Origin of the sequence: Caballeronia pedi (genome assembly GCF_001544915.2) — a bacterium.
GTDB lineage: Bacteria > Pseudomonadota > Gammaproteobacteria > Burkholderiales > Burkholderiaceae > Caballeronia > Caballeronia pedi.
Map to the genome: position 1 here is coordinate 70,165 of NZ_FCOE02000012.1, position 20,503 is coordinate 90,667.

The 20,503-nt window shown below is 64.7% G+C and carries 19 protein-coding genes; 7 read left to right on the forward strand and 12 right to left on the reverse strand.

Features of this window, described 5'->3' with window-relative positions; translation table 11 throughout:
* Positions 1-4 precede the first annotated feature (4 nt).
* Positions 5-2,401 (reverse strand): phosphoketolase family protein, encoded by a 2,397-nt coding sequence (locus tag AWB80_RS19450; RefSeq protein WP_061176297.1) that lies wholly within the window; start codon positions 2,399-2,401, stop codon positions 5-7.
* A gap of 336 nt (positions 2,402-2,737) precedes the next feature.
* Here AWB80_RS19450 and AWB80_RS19455 point away from each other — a divergent pair, with 336 nt between their 5' ends.
* Complete coding sequence (locus AWB80_RS19455; RefSeq protein ID WP_425266870.1) at positions 2,738-3,439, forward strand: CBS domain-containing protein; 702 nt, start codon at positions 2,738-2,740, stop codon at positions 3,437-3,439.
* A 90-nt stretch (positions 3,440-3,529) separates the two neighbouring features.
* Here AWB80_RS19455 and AWB80_RS19460 read toward each other — a convergent pair whose 3' ends face one another.
* A complete protein-coding gene (locus tag AWB80_RS19460) occupies positions 3,530-4,405 on the reverse strand; it encodes a LysR family transcriptional regulator (protein ID WP_061176413.1) in 876 nt (291 codons plus the stop codon).
* A gap of 140 nt (positions 4,406-4,545) precedes the next feature.
* Between AWB80_RS19460 and AWB80_RS19465 the strand changes: the two genes are divergently transcribed.
* The 6 genes from AWB80_RS19465 to AWB80_RS19490 all read left to right on the forward strand — a co-directional run bounded on the left by AWB80_RS19465 (position 4,546) and on the right by AWB80_RS19490 (position 10,713).
* Positions 4,546-6,300 carry an acyl-CoA dehydrogenase family protein gene (locus tag AWB80_RS19465; protein ID WP_061176298.1) on the forward strand — a complete coding sequence of 585 codons (1,755 nt, stop codon included), beginning with the start codon at positions 4,546-4,548 and terminating at the stop codon, positions 6,298-6,300.
* Positions 6,297-7,487, forward strand: coding sequence for a CaiB/BaiF CoA transferase family protein (locus AWB80_RS19470; RefSeq protein ID WP_061176299.1), 1,191 nt, complete (start codon positions 6,297-6,299; stop codon positions 7,485-7,487). Before AWB80_RS19465 ends, AWB80_RS19470 begins: the two co-directional genes overlap by 4 nt.
* Before the next feature lie 66 nt (positions 7,488-7,553).
* Positions 7,554-8,870 (forward strand): MFS transporter, encoded by a 1,317-nt coding sequence (locus tag AWB80_RS19475; protein ID WP_061176300.1) that lies wholly within the window; start codon positions 7,554-7,556, stop codon positions 8,868-8,870.
* A 124-nt stretch (positions 8,871-8,994) separates the two neighbouring features.
* Complete coding sequence (locus tag AWB80_RS19480; RefSeq protein ID WP_061176414.1) at positions 8,995-9,561, forward strand: hypothetical protein; 567 nt, start codon at positions 8,995-8,997, stop codon at positions 9,559-9,561.
* 24 nt (positions 9,562-9,585) lie between these two features.
* The gene (locus tag AWB80_RS19485) at positions 9,586-10,143 is read left to right on the forward strand and encodes a hypothetical protein (RefSeq protein WP_061176301.1); all 558 of its coding nucleotides are present in this window, start codon (positions 9,586-9,588) and stop codon (positions 10,141-10,143) included.
* 33 nt (positions 10,144-10,176) lie between these two features.
* Positions 10,177-10,713 (forward strand): hypothetical protein, encoded by a 537-nt coding sequence (locus AWB80_RS19490; RefSeq protein ID WP_061176415.1) that lies wholly within the window; start codon positions 10,177-10,179, stop codon positions 10,711-10,713.
* Positions 10,714-10,726: 13 nt separating this feature from the next.
* On the opposite strand, the gene AWB80_RS19495 is transcribed toward AWB80_RS19490, so the two are convergent.
* The 10 genes from AWB80_RS19495 to AWB80_RS19540 all read right to left on the reverse strand — a co-directional run bounded on the left by AWB80_RS19495 (position 10,727) and on the right by AWB80_RS19540 (position 20,452).
* The gene (locus tag AWB80_RS19495) at positions 10,727-11,506 is read right to left on the reverse strand and encodes an enoyl-CoA hydratase/isomerase family protein (RefSeq protein WP_061176302.1); all 780 of its coding nucleotides are present in this window, start codon (positions 11,504-11,506) and stop codon (positions 10,727-10,729) included.
* Positions 11,499-13,094: an acyl CoA:acetate/3-ketoacid CoA transferase gene (locus AWB80_RS19500; protein ID WP_061176303.1), complete on the reverse strand. Its 1,596-nt coding sequence runs from the start codon at positions 13,092-13,094 to the stop codon at positions 11,499-11,501. The genes AWB80_RS19495 and AWB80_RS19500 overlap by 8 nt, the downstream gene beginning before the upstream one ends.
* 13 nt (positions 13,095-13,107) lie before the next feature.
* Positions 13,108-14,268, reverse strand: a complete 1,161-nt coding sequence (locus tag AWB80_RS19505; protein WP_061176304.1) for an acyl-CoA dehydrogenase family protein — start codon at positions 14,266-14,268, stop codon at positions 13,108-13,110.
* A gap of 20 nt (positions 14,269-14,288) precedes the next feature.
* Positions 14,289-14,729 (reverse strand): MaoC family dehydratase, encoded by a 441-nt coding sequence (locus tag AWB80_RS19510; RefSeq protein ID WP_061176305.1) that lies wholly within the window; start codon positions 14,727-14,729, stop codon positions 14,289-14,291.
* 13 nt (positions 14,730-14,742) lie between these two features.
* Entirely contained in the window at positions 14,743-15,561 is an 819-nt protein-coding gene (locus AWB80_RS19515) for an aldo/keto reductase (protein ID WP_061176306.1), read from the reverse strand.
* Positions 15,562-15,615: 54 nt separating this feature from the next.
* Complete coding sequence (locus AWB80_RS19520) at positions 15,616-16,410, reverse strand: 3-ketoacyl-ACP reductase (protein WP_061176307.1); 795 nt, start codon at positions 16,408-16,410, stop codon at positions 15,616-15,618.
* Positions 16,386-17,651: a TRAP transporter large permease gene (locus AWB80_RS19525; protein WP_061176308.1), complete on the reverse strand. Its 1,266-nt coding sequence runs from the start codon at positions 17,649-17,651 to the stop codon at positions 16,386-16,388. Before AWB80_RS19525 ends, AWB80_RS19520 begins: the two co-directional genes overlap by 25 nt.
* A complete protein-coding gene (locus tag AWB80_RS19530; protein ID WP_061176309.1) occupies positions 17,648-18,208 on the reverse strand; it encodes a TRAP transporter small permease in 561 nt (186 codons plus the stop codon). The genes AWB80_RS19525 and AWB80_RS19530 overlap by 4 nt, the downstream gene beginning before the upstream one ends.
* Before the next feature lie 22 nt (positions 18,209-18,230).
* Entirely contained in the window at positions 18,231-19,217 is a 987-nt protein-coding gene (locus AWB80_RS19535) for a TRAP transporter substrate-binding protein (protein ID WP_061176310.1), read from the reverse strand.
* Positions 19,218-19,423: 206 nt separating this feature from the next.
* A complete protein-coding gene (locus tag AWB80_RS19540; RefSeq protein ID WP_061176311.1) occupies positions 19,424-20,452 on the reverse strand; it encodes a LacI family DNA-binding transcriptional regulator in 1,029 nt (342 codons plus the stop codon).
* Between the last annotated feature and the right edge of the window lie 51 nt (positions 20,453-20,503).

Genomic DNA, 20,503 nt, shown 5'->3' on the forward strand with positions numbered 1-20,503 from the left:
GTTATCAAAACGGCCACACCCATTCCGCGATTTCCGGCTTGTCGGTGCCGTGCGTGTGCGCGTAATCCAGATGAGAGATGACCGCGTTCTTCATGTCCTCCCTCAGATGCGCGGTTCTGCCGCGCAGGCGCGGCACACGATCGAGTACATCGATCACGAGATTGAAACGATCGACCTGATTGAGGATCGCCAGTTCGAGCGGCGTATTGATGTTGCCCTTCTCCTTGTAACCGCGCACATGCAGATTCTCGTGATTGCGGAACCGGTAGGCGAGCCTGTGGATCAGCCACGGATAGCCGTGGAAATTGAAGATCACGGGCTTGTCTATGGTGAACAGGCTCTCGAAATTGCGCACGCTCGATCCATGCGGATGTTCCGTGTTGGGCTGCATCTTGAAGAGATCGACTACGTTCACGAAGCGCACCTTGAGCTCCGGCAGACGCTCGCGGAGTATGGCGGTCGCGGCGAGCGCTTCCTGCGTGGCTACGTCGCCGCAGGACGCCATGACCACGTCGGGTTCGTCGTGCTCGTCGTTGCTCGCTCGGCGCCACACGCCGATGCCCTTCGCGCAGTGAACGATCGCTTCGTCGATGGTCGTGAACTGCAAATGCTTCTGCTTGTCCGCGACAATCACGTTGATGCAATCGCTCGAACGCAGGCACTGGTCGGCCACGACGAGCAGCGTGTTGGCGTCCGGCGGCAGATACACGCGCGTCACCGACGGGCTCTTGTTGGTGACGAGATCGATGAAGCCCGGGTCCTGATGCGAAAAGCCATTGTGATCCTGCCGCCATACGGTGGAGGAAAGCAGGATGGTTTCCGACGAAACCGACGCGCGCCACGGCACATGGTTCTTGCAGATGTCGAGCCATTTCGCATGCTGATTGAACATCGAATCGATGACATGCGCGAATGCTTCGTACGTATGAAAGAAGCCGTGTCGCCCGGACAGCAGATAGCCTTCGAGCCAGCCGAGCAGCGTGTGCTCGGAGAGCATTTCCATGACGCGGCCATCGCGCGACAACTCGCCGCCGTCCGCGTCTTCCGGAAGGAGATCGGCCATCCAGACTTTCTTGCTGACTTCATAGATGGCCTGAAGGCGATTCGACGCCGTCTCGTCCGGGCCGAACACGCGGAACCGGTCCATGTTGCAACGCATGACGTCGCGCAGGAACGCGCCGAGCGGACGCGTGTTCTCATGCTGGATCCTGCCGGCCTGACCGACATCGACGGCATAGGCGCGGAAGTCGGGAAGCTTCAGTTCCTTGCGCAGCACGCCGCCGTTCGTGTGGGGATTCGCGCTCATGCGTCGCGTGCCGGTGGGCGCGAGCGCCCGAATCTCGGCGCGCAACCGGCCGTCGTCGCCGAACAGTTCTTCGGGCTTGTAGCTTTGCATCCAGCGTTCGAGCACCGCGAGATTCGCGGGATTGTTATGCACGTCGGAGAACGGCACCTGATGCGCGCGCCACGAACCCTCGACCTTGTGGCCGTTGATTTCCTTCGGCCCGGTCCAGCCTTTCGGCGTGCGCAGGACGATCATCGGCCAGCGCGGCCGCTCGACGTCCTTGCCGTTGCGCGCTTCGTCCCAGATCGCGCGAATCCGGGCGGTCGCGGCATCGAGCGTTTCGGCCATCTTTCGATGCATCTCGGCGGGATCCGATCCCTCGACGAAATAAGGCCGATAGCCATAGCCGACGAACAACGCCTCCAGTTCGTCATGACTGATGCGCGCGAGGATCGTCGGATTGGCGATCTTGTAGCCGTTCAGGTTCAGGATCGGCAGCACGGCGCCGTCGCGCGCGGGATTGATGAACTTGTTCGAGTGCCAGGCCGTCGCGAGCGGGCCGGTCTCCGCCTCGCCGTCGCCGACCACGCACGCGACGATCAACCCGGGATTGTCCAGTGCCGCTCCATAGGCGTGCGAGAGGCTATAGCCAAGCTCACCGCCTTCATGAATGGAGCCCGGCGTTTCCGGCGTCACATGCGAGCCGATATGGCCGGGAAAAGAGAACTGCTTGAAGAACTTCTGCATGCCTTCGGCATCTTCGCTCTTGTCCGGATACACCTCTGAATAGGTGCCTTCCAGATAGGCGGGGCCGAGCACGCCGGGCGCGCCATGACCGGGTCCCGCCATGAAGATCACGTCGAGATCGTCGCGCTTGATCACGCGGTTCAGATGCGCCCACACGAACGAGAGCGCGGGGCTCGCGCCCCAGTGGCCGAGCAGGCGCTGCTTGACATGTTCGGATTTGAGCGGCTCGCGTAGAAGCGGATTCTCGATGAGAAAGATCATGCCCGCCGACAGGTAATTGCACGCGCGCCACCATGCATCGACGAGTCGAAGTTCATCGGCCTCGGCAACAGGCTGTTGCGGCGTGTCGCTCCTGGAGTGCTTGCTCATAACGACGTCTCCATTCAATGATCGTGCATCGGAATGTATGTCGCGTGGTTTCTCGCGGCGTTGCGCCGCGCACGAGTCGTCGCGTCGTCGCGAGGATGCTGAGCGCTGCCGCTGTGGATTGCAGCTTTCGATGAACCTTCAATATAGAGTCGATATCACGCACCAACGCGAAATTCAAGTAGCACGGTCCGTATTGCTTGCGACGCTCGATTTCATCGAGGCTTTGCGTAAGTTGGTACTTAAAGTCTCCTGGACGGGCACGCGTCCAGTTTCTTGAATTCACTTTGGAGTTCGCATACTGTGACCACAGCGGCATTCCTGACCTGCCTGAAGGAGATGAACGTGCGAGCTTCCGACATCATGACGACTTCCATCATCACGGCCAGTCCGGACATGTCCATACGGCACGCTGCGGGGATGATGGTGTTCGCCGGCATTAGCGGCATGCCTGTGGTCGATGCGTCCGGCAAACTGCTCGGCATGGTCACGGAGGGTGACCTGATGCGTCGCGCGGAGATCGGCACTGGCGTCAGACAGAGCTCGTGGTGGCTCGAACTCGCTGCGTCCACGACTGAACTCGCGAGCCAGTATGTGAAGGAACACGGGAGGAAGGTCAAGGATGTCATGACGACCGACGTCTCGACGGTGACTGAAACATGTCCCGTCGCCGATATCGCCGAGTTGCTCGATCGTCGCCGTATCAAGCGCGTGCCGGTCATGCGCGACGGCAAGGTCGTCGGCGTGGTGAGCCGGGCCAACCTGATTCGCGCGCTCGTGACCATGGCGCCCGACGTGTCCACCGAGGCGGAGAGCGGCGACAACGCGATCCGCGAAGACGTGCTCGCGGCCATGAAGGACCACCCTTGGGCGCTCGCGCGGGAAAACGTCACCGTCGAAAACGGAACCGTGCATCTCTGGGGACCGGTCGTCGGTTCGGAAGAAGGCAACGCAATCCGCGTCGCAGCCGAGAATGTACCGGGCGTGAGAGACGTCAAAACGCACTTCGGGCTTCCGCCGTCCGCTCCGTCGTCGCGCTAGCAGGAGCGAACGTTTTTTGTAGCGTGGATCATGTCCACGACAGATGCACGCGTGCGTGCGGGTTGGCGCCTGGTGTCGAGCCTGCATCGATCATTCGGGCCGTAGCGCGGCGAGAAAACTCTGCGCCAGATCCAGCTGGCTCCCCGCGCGCGTGAGCCGCAAGATCTGCGATGAAAACGGATTGCGCGCGAGCGGCACGAAGACCGCCCGCCGGGAATCGGTGCGCGCGAGCGCTTGCGGAACCAGCGCCACGCCCATCTGAAATTCGACCATCGTCACCACGGTTTGCCACAGGCGCGCTTCGTGCCTGATTCTCGGGCTGAACCCCGCCTCCACGCAGGTCGCGATGATCTGATCGTGATAATGCGGCGACACGCCGCGCGGAAACAGAATGAACGGCTCGTGCGCGAGCTGACGAAGGTCGATGCGACGCTTCTTCGCCAGCTTGTGATTCGCGGGCAGACAACACAGAAACGCCTCCGACATCCACGTTTGCGTTTCGATCTCGGCGGGAAAATGCCCCCAGTGCGCAAAGCCCATATCGATCTGCAATTGCTGCAAGGCGCGCACCTGTTCCGCCGTGTTCATTTCCTTGAGCACGATTTCGACCGCCGCATGCTCCGCTTCGAACTTCTGCACCGCCTCGGGCAGGCCGCGATACAGCATGGAATTCACGAAGCCGATGCGAAGCCGCCCGACGAGCCCGTGCGCCGATTGCATCGTGAGCGTGGCGACGTCCTCCGCCTGCTGCAATAGCTGGCGCGCTTCGCCCAGCAGCACCTGGCCGGCGTTGGTCAGGGCCACGGCCTTGTTGGAGCGCTCCAGCAGCTTTACGCCGAGCTGTTCCTCGAAGCGGCGAATGTCGAAGCTCAGCGCCGGTTGCGAAATGAAGAGCCGGCGCGCCGCGCGCCCGAAATGCAGCTCCTCCGCAACCGCCACGAAGTACCTCAATTGCCTCAGTTCCATGCTGATGCCTCCCGCGTACGATAAGTTCATGTTATCGCACGTGCCATCGATTGTATTGGACCGTTATCGATGCGAAACGTAGTCTGACTCCCAGAACGATGCGGTGCCGGCGCGCCGCACGATAAACCAGGAGACAGCCCATGCCGGAGCGCACGAACGCGCCCGCGACGTCGAATATTCCCGACAGTCGCGGCATCAATTTGTTCACGAGCGATCCGTCGTTCGGACCGTTGCTCAGAAGCTTTCTCGGCGAAACCACGTATGAAAGCGTGCAGGGCCGTCTCGCCGATCTGGGACAGCGCGCGTCCGACCAACTCGATATCTGGGCCACCAGCGCCGACCATCATCCGCCCGTGCTGATGCAGCGCACGCGCGCGGGCGAAGCGATTCAGCGTATCGAGAAGCATCCGGACTATGTCGCGCTCGAACGCGTTGCGTATAGCGAACTCGGCCTCGCATCGATGAGTCATCGCAGCGACGCGCCGCCGCCGCTCGTCAAGTACGCGCTCACTTTCCTCTTCGTGCAGGCCGAGTTCGGCCTCTGCTGCCCGGTGAGCATGACCGATTCGCTCACCCGCACGCTGCGCAAGTTCGGTTCGCGCGAACTGGTCGATCGTTATCTGCCGATGCTTGCATCGCAGGACTTCGACACGCTCTTTCAGGGCGCGATGTTCATGACCGAGCAGGCAGCCGGTTCCGATACCGGACGCACGGTGACGCGCGCGACCCGCAGCGTCGATGCGAGCGGGCAGGAAGCATGGAAGCTGTACGGCGACAAATGGTTCTGCTCGAACCCAGATGCCGACCTCGCGATGGTCCTCGCGCGTCCGGACGATGCGCCCGACGGCATCAGGGGACTCGCACTCTTCCTGCTGCCGAAGGTGCGCGACGACGGCACGCACAACGCGTATCGCATCGTGCGGCTGAAGGACAAGCTCGGCAGCCGTTCCATGGCGAGCGGCGAGATCGTGCTGGAGGGCGCCGACGCATATCTGATCGGTGAAGTGGGGCGCGGCTTTCATCAGATGGCGGACATGATCAACATGTCGCGTCTGTCGAACGGCGTGCGCGCGGCGGGGCTGATGCGCCGCGCGCTGACCGAGGCGCTGCACGTTGCGCGCAATCGCTCGGCGTTCGGTCGCAAGCTGATCGAGATGCCGCTGATGCAGCGCCAGTTGCTGAAGATGATGCTGCCAGCCGAGCAGGCGCGCTCCATGTTCATGCAGATCGCTGCTCTGCTGCCCCGCGCCGATCGCGGCGATGCGCTCGCGGCGAAGTGCGTGCGCATCCTCACGCCGCTGGTGAAGTTCCGCGCGTGCCGCGATGCCCGCAAGGTCACCGGCGATGCGATGGAAGTGCGCGGCGGCGTGGGTTACATCGAAGAATGGGCGGACCCGCGACTCGTGCGTGATTCGCATCTCGGCTCTATCTGGGAAGGCACGAGCAATATCGTTGCGCTGGACGTCGCGCGCGCGACGCGGCGTGAAGGCGCGCTCGAATCGCTCGGTCAGTACCTGAATGCGCAACTCGACGATGCCGCCTTGCCGCCGCAAACCGTCGCCTTGCTGCGTGACGTGTTCGGGCGGGCGAGCGCCGCGCTCGACAGCGTGGCCGAATGCGGCCGCGATGAAAGCGTGCGGGAAGCCGCGAGCGCTCTCTATCACGCGACCACGGCCGTGTTCATGGCGACGGAAGCGGCCCGCGTCGCGCCGGATCATCGCCGGCTCGCGCTTGCGCATCTCGTGATCGCGCACAAGCTCATGCCGCGCGATCCGCTAGCGCCCACGGATGTGCGACTGCATGCAGCGCTGCTTCGCAAGCTCGTCGATGAAACGCCGGTAAGCCTCGCCGAAGCGATGTCGATCACGCCTGCACACGACGGAGGTGCACGATGAGCACGACGCGCGTGGCAGGCGCCTTGCAGGGGCTGCGTGTCATCGACCTGAGCCGCGTGCTCGGCGGTCCGTATTGCACGCAGTCGCTCGCCGATCACGGCGCGCAGGTCATCAAACTCGAACCGCCGGGCGGCGACGAAACGCGCGAATGGGGGCCGCCGTTCGTGGGCGAAACCGCATCGTATTTCGTGGGCGTCAATCGCAACAAGAAGGGGATCTGCGTCGACCTGTCCCGCGAGGAAGGGCGCGCTGTACTGTGGCAGTTGCTCGAAGGCGCGGACGTGCTCGTCGAAAACTTCAAGCCGGGGACGCTGGAGCGTTGGGGCATGGGTTACGACACGCTCGCCGCGCGCTTTCCGCGCCTGATTCATTGCGCGATTTCCGGCTTCGGTCCCGATGGCCCGCTCGGCGGACTGCCCGGCTACGACGCAGCGATTCAGGCGATCACGGGGCTGATGAGCGTCAACGGCGAACGCGACGGACCGGCGCTGCGCGTCGGTCTTCCGGTGGTCGATATGGTGACGGGACTCAACGCGCTCGCGGGCATTCTGCTGGCGCTCGCCGAGCGTGAGAAGAGCGGCCGCGGGCAGTCGCTCGACATCGCGCTCTACGACTGCGGCGTCTCGCTGCTGCATCCGCATCTGCCGAATTTCTTCGGCAACGGGCGCACGCCGCAGCGCAGCGGCAATGCGCATCCGAACATCACGCCGTACGACAGCTATCGGACCGCGACGGCGCCGATCTTTCTCGCCGTCGGCAATGACCGGCAGTTCGCGAAGCTCGTCGCGCATCTGAATGCGGAGCAGCTCGCGCACGATGCGCGCTTCATCGATAACAAGAGCCGTTGCGCGCATCGCGAGGCGCTCAAGGACGTGCTCGAAGACCTTTTGAAGCAGCACGACTGCGAGCCGCTCGCGGCCCAGCTGATTCGTGCGGGCGTGCCGTGCGGCCCCGTGCAGACCGTCGACGCCGTCGCGAAGCATCCGCATACGCTGCATCGCGAGTTGATCGTCGAAATGGGCGCGTATCGCGGCACCGGCACGCCGATCAAGCTTTCGCGCACGCCCGCGACGTATCGAACGCCACCGCCCACGCTCGGCGGCGATACGCGCGCCGTCCTCGATGAACTCGGCATCGATGCGGCGACCCAGCAGCGCCTGTTCGATGCGGGCGTGCTGAAAGGCTGATTTCCCTTCACTCGACTTCAAGAGAAGCCGGCGATCCAGACCGGCCAATATCATCAGGAGACGTTCATGCAGAGCCATGTTCAGGGCAGTCCGGCGCGTCAGCCGGGCCGCGCCGCCTTCGCCGCGTTCGTCGGCACGACGATCGAATGGTACGACTTCTATATCTACGCCACGGCGTCGGCGCTCGTGTTCAGCAAGCTGTTCTTTCCGCAAGGCGATGCGTTCTACGCCACGCTCGCATCGTTCGGCACGTTCGCGGTCGGCTTCTTCGCGCGTCCGTTCGGCGGGCTCGTGTTCGGGCATCTGGGCGATCGCATCGGCAGAAAGAAGGCGCTCGTCGCGACGCTCGCGATCATGGGGCTCGGCACGGTCGGCATCGGATTTCTGCCGACTTACGCCAGTGCCGGCGCGCTCGCGCCGGTGCTGCTGGTCGCGCTGCGCGTGGCACAGGGCGTGGCGATCGGCGGTGAATGGGGCGGCGCCGTGCTGATGGCGGGCGAGCATGCGCCGAAGAACAGGCGAACGTTTCTCGCTTCGTTCGCGCAACTCGGCAGCCCGGCGGGTCTGATTCTCGCCTTGCTCGCGTTCCGGACGATCGGACATCTGCCGCGCGAGCAGATGATGGACTGGGGCTGGCGCCTGCCGTTCCTCGCCAGCGCAGTGCTGCTTGTCGTCGGCGTCTTCATTCGCTCGGGCGTGTCCGAATCGCCCGAATTCGCAGCCGCCGCAAAGCGCGCGCAGCCCGCGCGTCTGCCGATACTCGACGTAGTGCGCCACGCGTGGGGCACGGTGCTGCTGTGCCTCGGCGCGAACGTGATCGGCGTGGCGGGCGCGTGGTTCGTCAATACCTTCATGCTCAGCTTCACGACCGAGACGCTCGGACTCGATCGCGCACTTATTCTGGATTGTCTTTTCGTGGTCGCGTTCGTCCACTTCTTCAACCAGCTCATCTCCGGATGGCTCGCGCAACGCATCGGGCAAGTGCGGTTCCTGGCCTGGGCGGCGGGTCTCGCCATGCTCTCGCCGTATCCGATGTTCATGCTGGTGTCGACCGGACGTCCCGTTGCCATCGTCATCGGCATTGGCATCGCAGTGATGTGCATGTCCGGTTCGTACGCGGTGATGGCCGGGCTGATGACCGATGCGTTCGACGTGCGCTATCGCTACTCCGCGATCTCGCTGTCGTATCAGACGTGCGCGGCGCTCGCGGGCGGCCTCACGCCGCTCATCGGCACCGTGCTCGCGCATGCGTGGCCGGGGCAGTGGTGGCCGCTCGCGCTCTTCTATAGCTCGCTCGCGGCCGTATCGCTCGCATGCCTGCTCGGTTTGCAGCGGCGCAGGTCGCGGTATGTCGTATCGTCCGGCATGGCCGTGCCGGAGTGATCCGGCACGAAAGCGGCGCCGGCGCCGATGATCCTTGCAATGACAGGATCGCGAACCTATCCTCTTTGAGCAGACGGATTCAGGCCGCAAGCGGTGCGGCCGCTGTCGGTCGAAGGAGATGCTCATGCGTCGCGCGCTTCTTCTCGCGGTCTGGTTGTTCATGAGCGCGATGTCGCTGCACGCCGATGCGGACAACGGACAGGACCGGCGGCGGCACGACGATCACCGCGTCCTCAAAGTGTTCGATGCGCACGGCAAGCCTGTCGGACGGCTTGCGTCGTATCACGGTTATGACGGCGTCTATCTCGACATCAACGGTGCGATCGTATTCGCGGCGGTGACGTGGCTGCGCATCGCCGACAAGACCGATTCGTCGAAATTCCAGTGGTGGACGTTCGGGCCGTTCAACTACTCGACCACCGATTGCAGCGGTTCGCCGATCATCGCGCCTGGCAGCGGTCCGAGGCCGTCGATCGCGACGAGAAACGGCGCCGACGTCACGCTGCTGATCGCGGGCGATACAGTCTCGACGCCGGCTCAGATCGTCGCGGTCTTCGACGGAACCCGATGCACGCCGCCTCCGGTCATCGGTCATGTGCCGCCTTCGACCGCGCCTGTGCCCGCATTCACGGCGGAGACGAACTATCCGCTGACGGCGCATTATCCTGAGCCGCTGAGCATCGGCTATTGATGACCGCATCGACGGAGAAACGTGATGTGTCGAATCCTCGTTGCCGTTCTCGCCATGTGCGCGAGCCTGAGTCTCGCGGGCGAGCGCGATCATCCGGGGCGCGAGCGGCCCGACGAGCCGCGTCTGCCCATGGTGTACGACGCACAGGGAAGGGCGGTGGGGCCGCTCGAATATCTCGGCGGCGTCAACGGCGTGTATATCGCGATAGACGGCAGGCCCATCTTCGTGACGGTCGATCACAAGCGCGCCGGACCCTTGCAATACTCGGCCTCGGAGTACCAATGGGTCACGGCGCAGTCGCCGGGTTACGCATCCACCGACTGCAGCGGTGGCGTGCTCGTTCCGTATTCCAACAGTCCCACGCCGGCGATCGCAGTCAGGGACGGGGTCGACGTAACGGTCTATGTCGCCGTCGACGGATATTCGGGCAACGTGCACGTATTTTCGACGAGGCAGACGGATGATTCGGGCGCGACCTCGTGCAGCGCGAGCCAGTATGACGAGGGCGCGCTGTATTGGGCGGTCAGGAGCACCTATCCGCTGACGCAGCGTCATCCCGAACCCTTGCGCATCGCCTATTGACGCGACGCGGGCGTGTCCATCATGGAGGCCGATATGAAACGCTGGCTGACCGGAGCCTTGTTCGCGCTCTACGCAGTTGCATCGCTCGCCGGCGATGACTCGCACGGCGAGAAGTATCGACCGGTGAGAGTCTTCGATGCGAACGGCCGCGTGATCGGCGATCTCACGCAATTCAGCGCCAATAGCGGCGTCGCCTTCACGGTCGGCGACGCGACCACGATCGTGCCGCTCACGCGGGTGCAGGATGCGAGCTATCACTTCTCCGCGACCGACTTCGAATGGCTCGCCATATCAGGGGGCGAATACACATCGACCGATTGCACCGGAGACCCCATCATCGAGTCGGCTTGGGGGCCGAGGATCGCGATTCCGTTCAGGCAAGGCAGCGAGGTCACGGTGTACATCGCCGCCGCGGGTCCGGAGCAATCCCTGGTGGCCCGCTCTAGACTCGGTTCGAACCCGTCCACCTGCACGCAATACGCGACCCCGATCACGGAAATGGCCTACCCGGCCGCCGCGAAAATCGTGATCACGCGCGATCATCCGGAGCCGCTCAGAATCGGATATTGATGACGCGACGTCCTCAGCGTCCGGCGTAGACCGGCGGCCGCTTTTCCTGAAAGCTGCGGATGCCCTCCGCCGCGTCCTCGGTGCTGGCCGCGAGCGCGCCTGCCATCGCTTCCAGTGTCGAGCCGGTTTCCTCGCCGCTGGCCGCATTGATCAGCTGCTTGGTCAATTGCAGCGATACCGGCGCGCGCGCCGCCATCTCCAATGCCAGTCGATGCGCGCGTTCCAGCACACGCGCTTGCGGCGCGACTTCATGCACGAGGCCGCACGCCTGCGCGTCGGCGGCTGTCACGCGCGCGCCGCTCAGGGCCAGATACTTGGCGCGGCTCGCGCCGATGAGCCGCACCAGCCGCTGTGTGCCCGACCAGCCGGGGCACGTCGCGATCGAGGCCTCCGGCAGCGCGAACGTGGCGCTTTCGGCCGCGATGCGCACGTCGGCGGTGATCGCGAGCTCCAGTCCGCCTCCGAAGGCATGGCCGTTGATCGCCGCGATCACGGGCTGACGCAGCCGCGCCCACTGGTCGAAGACCTGGTGGCCTCGGCGAACCCAGCGGCGCCACATGTCCAGCGGCTCGAGCGCGGCCCACTCGTTAATGTCGGCGCCGACGCAGAACGCCTTCGCGCCGCTGCCCGTCAGGATGACCACGCGCGTTGAAGCGTCGGCCTCGAGTTCGCGGGCCGCATGTTCCAGTTGATCCAGCATGCCGGGGGTCAGCGCATTGAGTTTGGCCGGCCGATCCAACGTGACGATGGCGACATCGGAATCGTGGACGATGGAAATGAAGCGATCAGTCATGGCGGTTTTCGCGGGGTTTGAGTCGGAGTCCGAAGGGCGCGTCGGTAAAGAGCGCCGCATCCATCTGCCGAAGATCCGGGGCGACTTTCAACGCGATTTCGGCCTGATCGAGGATGTCGCGCTGCAAGTCCACGCCGGGAGCGATTTCGCGCACTGTCAGCCCGTCATCGAGAAGATCGATCACACAGCGTTCGGTGACATAGGTCACGCGCTGGCCGCGCTCGCGCCCGACGCGGCCACTGAACGTGATCTGCTCGGCCGTCTGCACGAACTTGCGCGTGCGGCCTTCCCTGAGGATGGCGAGCCTGCCGCCGCCGGCTTCCAGTTGTGCGCCGGCGGTGAAGAAGCCCGAAAAAACGATGCGGCGCGCGTGGGCGGTGATGTCGACGAAGCCGCCGCACCCGGCGGTAAGGTAGGGTTTCGAGGCAAGCCGGGAGACATTCACGCTGCCGTCGGCATCGACTTGCAGGAAGGAAAGCAGCGCGATGTCGAAGCCGCCGCCCTGAAAATAGGTGAACTGATGCGGCGAGGCGACGATCGCGTCCGCATTGGAGGCGCAGCCGAACGCGAACCCCAGCAGCGGCATGCCGCCGACCGCGCCCTGTTCGATGGCCCAGGTCACTTCGCCGTGCAGGCCTTCCTCCAGCAGCACGCGCGGCACGTTGGCGGAGATGCCGAAGCCCAGATTGGCTGCGTACCCATGGGCGAGTTCCATCGCCGCGCGCCGGGCGATGACCTTCTCCGGTCCCCACGGCGTCGGCTCGAATGCATCCATCGGCAGCGTGATTTCGCCGCTGATGGCCGGGTCGTAGGGCGTCTGGGTGGTCTGCCACTGGTCCGGATCGACGACGACGTAATCGACCAGATTGCAGGGCACGCGCACGTCGTGGGGCCGCAGCGTGCCGGACTTCACCACGCGCTTGACCTGGGCGATCACGATGCCGCCGTTGTTGCGCGCGGCCAGCGCCTGATCGATGCCGCCCAGCAGCGCGCCTTCGTGTTCGTAGCCGAGATTGCCCGCTTCGTCGGCCGTGGTCGCGCGGATGATGGCCACACGCGGCGCGATCGCCGGGAAGTAGAGCCAGTCTTCGCCGTCGAACGACACCTTGCGCACGACCGGCCGCGCCGCCGCCGCGGCGTTCATCGCGCAGCCCTGCAGGTCGGGATCGACGAACGTACCCATGCCGACCCTGGTCAGCACGCCGGGACGTTTGGCGGCGGCGTCGCGATGCATGTCGAACAGGATGCCGCTCGGAATGTTGTAGGCCTCGACCTGATTCTCGACGATCATGCGCCACACATCCGGCATGGGCAGCGACGACGGGCCGCTCGGATACGAGCCCGCGAGCGTGCGCGCGAGCAGACCCGGCCGGGCGAGATGATCGATGCCCTTGACGCCGTACATGTCGCCCGCAGCGATCGGGTTCAGGGTGGTGAGGTTGCGCGGCTGTCCCTCGCGCTCGAAACGCTCGCCGATGGCCGCGAGAATCCTGTCGGGGCAGCCGAGCGCGCTGGAGGAACTGATGCTGACGATATCGCCGCTTCGCACCAGCCGGGCCGCCGCTTCGGCCGTGATGACTTTGCTCATGCCGGATTTCCGCCTAGCGATGCAGATCGAACAGGGCCGCGCCGCGCTTGAGCGCATTGCGGGCGATGATGCCGCGATGGATCTCCGAAGTGCCGTCGAAGATGCGGTAGACGCGGGCATCGCGGTAATAGCGCTCGATGGCCAGCTCCTTGCAGAAGCCCATGCCGCCGAACACCTGCACCGCGCGGTCGACCACGCGGCCCAGCGTCTCGGAGGCCTGCACCTTGACCATGGAAATCCAGTCGCGCGCGTCCTGTCCCGCGTCCATCATGCCGGCGGTGTTGAGCAGCATCAGCCGCGCCGCATTGACTTCCATCACGCTGTCGGCGATGAGCTGCTGGATCATCTGGAAGTCGCCGATGCGAGCGCCGAACTGCCGCCGGTCGCCGGCGTAGTCGATCATCATTTCGAGCACATGCGCAGCCTTGCCGATGCCGCGCGCCCCGATCAGCGCGAGGCGCACGCGGCCGAGCATGTTCATCGCCAGCCTGAAGCCGTCGCCCTGGCGGCCGATCAGGGCCATCGGCTCCAGCGGGACGTCGTCGAAAAACAGCTCGTGATGGGGCGTGCCGCGCAGCCCCATCATCTGCTGGTCGCGGCCGACGGTGAAGCCGGGCAGGTTCTTGTCGACCGCGAAGAGCGAAATCTCCTTTTCGCCGGTGCGGGCCGAGACCAGAAAGAAATCGCTCCATTGCGCGTCGCTGATGAAGTGCTTGCCGCCGTTCAGCACCCAGCCGGACGCGGTCTTGCGCGCCGTGGTCTTGATGCTTTGGGCGTCCGAGCCCGCGCCGGTTTCGGTGATCGCGAGGCCGCAGGTCCGCTCGCCCTGGATCGCGGGTTTCAGCCAGCGTTCGATCTGTTCGCCCTCGCAGGCCAGCAGCGCGTCGTAGACGTTGCCGAAGGCGCGCCGCACGAGGATGTCGGAACTGTGGCCGAACTGCTCCTCGCACAGCATCGAGTCGATCGTGCTCAGTCCGCCGCCGCCCAACCCCGCGGGCATGTTGACCGCGTACAGGCCGAGCGCCCGGGCCCGCGCCTGCAGGCTACGGGCGATCTCGGGCGCGAGCGCGCCTTCGTCCTCCACCTGCTGTTCGAGAGGCTGCAACTCCGTCTGGACGAAGCGGCGCGCGGTCTCGATCATCATTCTCTGCGTATCGTTCAGCGTGAAATTCATCGATATCTCCGGTTCGCGTTCTAGCCTGCCCGGACCATCAGCACGTTGAGTCCGTCCTGGATCAGCACGTCGTCCTGGTTGTGTACTTCGACCTGCAAACGCACGATGCCGCGCTCGGACTGGCGCGTCGGACGCTTGTCCAGCACGCGGATGCGCCCCTGGATCCTGTCGCCGATCAGCACCGGCTTGTGAAAGCGATACGTCCACTCCAGCGTCGCGACCGCGGCGAAACGCGTCGCCGCGCGGTTCTTCAGGCCGTCGACCATCGCGAGGCACAGAAGACCATGCGCGACGCGGCCGGGAAAGCCGACGCCGCGCGCGAATTCGTCGTCCATGTGGACGTCGAAGAAGTCGCCCGAGATGCCGGCGAACTGCACGACGTGACTCTCGGTGACGACGATGCCCGATGTCGTGAAGGCGAGGCCGGGTTCGATTTCATCGAACAGCAGAGGGTGGCTCATGAAGTTATCCTTATCAGTCGAACTCGGGCGCAAGCGGAACTCGTTCGCGATTGACGATGCGGTAATTCGTGCCGGTCAGCGCGTCGATGCGATGCATGTCGATGCTCGACAGCGTGAAGTCCATCACGTCGAAATTGGCCTCGATGTTCCTGCGCTGCGTCGACATGGTGTTGATCGGGACGCCTTGCTGAAGAATCCAGCGCAGCGCCACTTGCGCGGCCGACTTGCCGTAGCGCGCGCCGATCTCGCCGAAAAGCGGATAGTTGAAGATCTCGCCGCGCGCGACCGAGCAGTAGGACGAGAGCGGAATGCCGGTCTCGCTGGCCGTGTCCAGCAACACGCGCTGGTTCAGCAGCGGATGAAACTCGACCTGATTGGTGACGAGCGGCAGCGCAGTCGCGGCTCTGGCGGCGCGCATCATCGCGGCGGTGAAGTTGCTGACGCCGATATGGCGCGTCAGGCCCGCACGCGCCGCCTGCTCCAGCCGCCGCACCGAAGGCGCGACGTCGCCGTCGGCCGGCGGCCAGTGCAGCAACAGTACGTCGGCCTGATCGATCTTCAGCTTCTCCAGGCTCTCACGCAGCGAGGGCATGAAACGTTCGTCGGAATCGTTGGCGGGCGCGATCTTGGTCGTGATGCACAACTCGCGGCGCGGAATGCCGATCGCCCGCAGCGACGAACCGACGCCGGTTTCGTTGTCGTAGAGCTGCGCGGTGTCGATGGCGCGGTAGCCGGTCTCGATGGCGTTTTGCAGGGCGTTCAGCAGTTGCCGCCCGTTCAGCGGCCAGGTGCCGAAGGATCGTTGGTGAGTGCGTTCGAAAAGTATGTTCATGAGGTCAGAAAATAGCGGCCAGCATCGCGAAGTCGAGCGTGCCGTTCCAGAGGCTCACAGGCGCGGGACGGACAGCGCGCCGTCGATGTTGAGCACGCTGCCCGTGGCGAACGCCATCTGCCCCGAGGCCAGCGCCGCCACGGCCGAGGCGACATCGTGCGGAACGCCCCAGCGCCGCATCGGAACGACGCCGTCGGCGATGCGTTCGTCGTAGCGCGCGGCGACGGTTTCCGTCATCGGCGTGCGGATGATGCCGGGCCGCACTTCGAACACGGCGATGGAGAGCGGCGCGAGGCGCAGCGCGAACAGCTTGGTGAGCATGCCCAGTCCGGCCTTCGACATGCAGTATTCGCCGCGCTCCGTCGACGCCAGTTCGGCGCTGACCGACGAGACCGTGACGATGCTGCGCGCCTCGTCGCTCGTGGTTGCGGCCATGTGGCGCGCCACGGCCTGCGTGAAGAAGAAGGTTCCCCGCATGTTGATGTCGATGACCCGGTCATACGACTGTTCGCCCAGCTCCAGCAGGTCGCCGCGCTGCTCGGCGGACACGCCGGCGTTGTTGATCAGACAGGCGATCGGCCCGCAGCCCGAGACGATGCCTTCGACCAGCCCGCGGTGCGCGGCGCTATCGGCCAGATCGTGCCGGTAGAAGCGCGCACGCACGCCGTGCGACTCCACGGCGGCCAGGGTTTCGCGTGCGCCGCCGTCATCGATATCGACGAGGGCGAGGTCGAAGCCGCGCTGCGCCAGCTCGACCGCGATGCTCGCGCCGATGCCGCGGCCAGCGCCCGTGACCAGCGCGAGCGGCCGTGCGTGCCGCGGCGCTAGTACAGAAGATGAGGTAGCCATTCGGAGAACGCCGGCACGAAGGCCAGCAGCAGGATGGTCACGAACATGATGGCCATGAAAGGCAGCATCGGCCGCACCAGATTCACCATCCTGATGTTGGCGACGCCGGTGACGATGAAGCAGGCTGTGCCGATCGGCGGCGTCACGAGCGAGATGCCGACGATGGCGATGGCCAGGATCGCGAAATGGACGTCGCTGAAGCCGGCGTCCTGCGCGATCGGCAGGAACAGCGGAATCAGCAGGATGAGCGCGGGAATGCCGTCGAGCAGGGCGCCCAGCAGCCAGAACACCACCACGATGAACACCGTGAAGACGAACTTGTTGCCGGTCAGTTGCGACGCGAACTCGGCGACCTGCTCGCCCACCGAGTTGTAGGCGAGCATGTAGCCGAGAATCTGCGCGACCCCGACCAGCGAAAGCACGATCGCGCTGGTGCGGCCCGCCTTGATCAGGATGCCGGACCACGCCCGATGCGGGATCGAGCGCTGGAGCAGGGTGATGATCGTCACGTAGGCCACCGCCGCCGCCGCGGACTCGGTCGCCGTGAAGAAACCCATGAAGATCCCGCCCAGGATGATGACCGGTGCGCCCAGCGCGGGAATGGCGAGCACGAAGGCGTGGCCCAGTTCGCGCAGGCTGAAGTGGACCGGCGCCACCGGCGGCTCCGAGCGCGCCCGGTACATGATGATGAACATCTTCGTGACGCCGACCAGGAACGCGGGCAGCGTCGCCGCGAGGAACAGCTTCGTGACCGACATGTTCGCGACGGTCGCCAGCACGATGATGGTGATCGACGGCGGGATCAGAATCCCGGTTCCGGCTGCGGCCGCGATGATCGCTGAGGCCCATTCCTTGCGGTAGCCGGCCTTCTCCATCGAAGGGAGCATGGCCGAACTGATCGCGGCGGCGTCGGCGTTGACCGAACCGCTGAGTCCGGAGAACACCATCGTCGAGGCGACGGCGGAGACACCCAGTCCGCCCGGCACGCGTCCCACCAGCAGGTTCATGAAACTGACCAGGCGGCCCGCCGAGCCCGAGTGAAACAGAATCTCGCCGGCGAGGATGAAAAGCGGTACGGCGAGCAGCGTGAACGAGTCCACGCCGTGATACATCGCCTGGGCGATGTTGGTCAGCGGCAGGCCGTTGAGCAGGCCGTCGATGGTGCCCACCGCGCCCAGCGACGCGATGATCGGAGCGCCGACGAGCACGAACAGCGCGAGTAGTCCGACGGTCAGAATCATTGCGTCCTCGTCCCGGTATGGCTGTGGCCCTGCGGCGCGCGGGCGTCGAGGCCCGCGCTGGCCGCCAGGTCCCAGGCGTTGACCAGCAGGTGCAGGAGTCCCAGCGCGCTGCCCGCCGGGATGGCGGCGAACGAGATCCATTGCGGGATGCCGCTCGGCGTGATCTGGTCGAGTCCGAGCTGCGTGAACTGCCAGCCGCCCCACGCCAGCGCGACGAGCAGGAAGCCCATCAACAGCATCTGGACGAAGGACGCCAGCGCGAGCCAGCGGCCGCTCAGTCTGTCTTCGAACAGCTCGAAGGCGACGTGCACGCGGTCGCGCACCCCGACCGCGATGCCGATGAAGGTCATCCAGATCATCAGGGTGACGCTGACCTCGATGTTCCACGACAGGGAGACGTGGAAGACGAAGCGGGACAGAATGCCCGCCAGCACGACGCAGAAGATCGCAAAGACCAGAACCGCGATCAGCATGTCTTCGGCGCTCGCGAGCACGCGAAACACCGCAGCGTTGTTGATGCTGTCCCGGGCCACGCGCGAATGCGATTCGGGTTTCATGTCGGGGGGACCCTGTGGCTGGTTATCCGAGAGCGGGCAGGTAGCTGGCCAGCTCGGCGAAGTTCGAGCGGTACTTCGTGTAGACCGGCTTGACCGCTGCCTGGAACGCCGGAAGGTTCGCGTCGTTGAACGCGACGCCGGACTTTTTGGCTTCGGCCAGATATTTGGCATCCGAAGCAAGCCACAAGTCCCGCTCGTGCTGCTGAGCCTGTGCGGCGGCTTCCTTCACGGCGTCCTGCTTCTTGGGGTCGAGTGCATCGAACCACTTCTTGCTGGCCAGCATCGGATCGATCGAAAAGAAGTGATTGGTGTACGAGTAGTACTTGGCCACTTCGCTATGGTGCTGCTGCACGAAAAAGGTGACCGAATTCTCGGCGCCGTCGACGACGCCCTGCTGCAACGCGGAGTAGATCTGGGTCGTATCCAGCGGCGTCGCCTGCGCGCCGAGCTGGTTGAACGTCGCGATCATGATCTGGTTGCCCTGCGTGCGGATCTTGAGTCCCTTCAGATCGCCGGGTTCATTGATGGGACGCGTGCGGTTGTACACGCTGCGCAAACCCGAGTCGAACCAGCCCAACAGCACGAAACCGAGATTGTCGAGGATGCCGGCATACGCCTTGCCGAGCGGGCCGTCCTGCGCCGCGAAAAGCGACTTGCGGTCGGGAAACGCGAACGGCATGGCGAACAGGCCCAGACGCTTGTCGTAGCCTTCGAGGTCCGCCACGTTCGTGACCGTGACCTCCAGCGTGCCGTTGCGCAGCTGCTCGTTCATGCGGGTGTGCGAGCCGAGGACGCCATCCGGAAACACTCTGGCGTCGAAGCCGGTCGTTTCCTTCAATCGCCTGGCCATCACGTTCTCGGTGATGACTTCGGGGTTGTGGCGGTCGACGACATCGCCGATGCGGATCGTCTGGCTTTGCGCACTGGCCAGGCGCGGCAGGCATCCCGCGGCCGCGGAAGCAGCGGTGAGCATCAGCATCTTGCGGCGAGAGAGGAGGTAGTCACGCATATATCGGATTCCTATGGTTCCTGTGCCCATATTGAACTGCGACGAAGGTGCACGAAAAAGGCGACCAGAACTGGCCGCATCTGCTGTCGAATCAGGCTGCGGAAGTTTGTTAGATCGATCTACTATAGGGTAAAAGCAGCGCCGGAACGGTGCAAGCGGATTTTGCTAAGGGAAACCCGAACCGGTCGTCGTCGGGGCTTGAACGGTTATTTGCGCGCGCCGCAGGTGCCGCGTATGACCAGCACGGGCTCCGAGACGATGCGCGTGGGGGTGCGCGACGGTTCCTTCATGCGCTTGAGCAGCAGGTCGGCAGCCGTTCGGCCGATGTCGTCCTGCAAGACCTGGACCGTGGTGAGCGGGGGCTCCCAGAGCGCGGCTTCGGGAACGTCGTCGAAGCCCACGACGCCGAAGTCGGCGCCGGGCTCGATGCCGTGCGCGCGTAGTCCGAGCATCACGCCGAACGCGACGATATCGTTGCCGCACACGACGGCCGTCGGCGGATTCTTCAGGCGAAGCAGTTCGGTGATGATGCGCTTGCCGTCGAAGCGCGTCAGCGGCGAGGGCACGAGCAGCCGTTCGTCGAGCTTGATCTTCGCGGCGCGCAGCGCCTCGCGATAGCCTTCGGCCCGATCACTGCCGGTGGAGGCGCGCATGATGCCGCCGATCATCGCGATGCGTCGATGGCCCAGCGAGATCAGATGCGATGTCGCGAGCTCCATGCCGCGGCGATTGTCCACGCCGACGTAATCGGCCTGCAGCCCGCTGACGTAGCGAGAAGCGAACACGCACGGAATGCCCCACGCAAGCACCTGACGCATCTGCGCAGTGGTGGTCGATTCGGTCGGGCAGACGATGAGCCCGTCGATGTTGTGCTGCCGCACGGTGTCGAGAAAGCGGCTCTGCCGTTCGAGGGATTCGTCGGTGTTGCCGAGCAGCGTCATGACGCCCTGCGTGCTGAGGCTCGCTTCGATGGCCCGCACCAGCATCGTGAAGTAGGGATTGGCAAGGTCGTTGACGACGACGCCGACGGTGTTCGTCTGATTGCTGCGCATGCCCGCCGCATGGCGGTTGTAGACGTAGCCTTTGCGCTTGAAGGCTTCCAGCACGCGCTCCCGCGTGGCTTCGGAGATGCGCGGGCTGTTGCGCAGCACGAGCGAGACCGTTGCCCGTGACAGGCCGAGATCGTTGGCGATATCCAGCAGTGTGACGGGAGAACCTGATTTGCCGCGGGTCATTGGAACGGTCTGTGAGTCGTATGCCCGGAGTGTATCCGAATCCGACGCGAG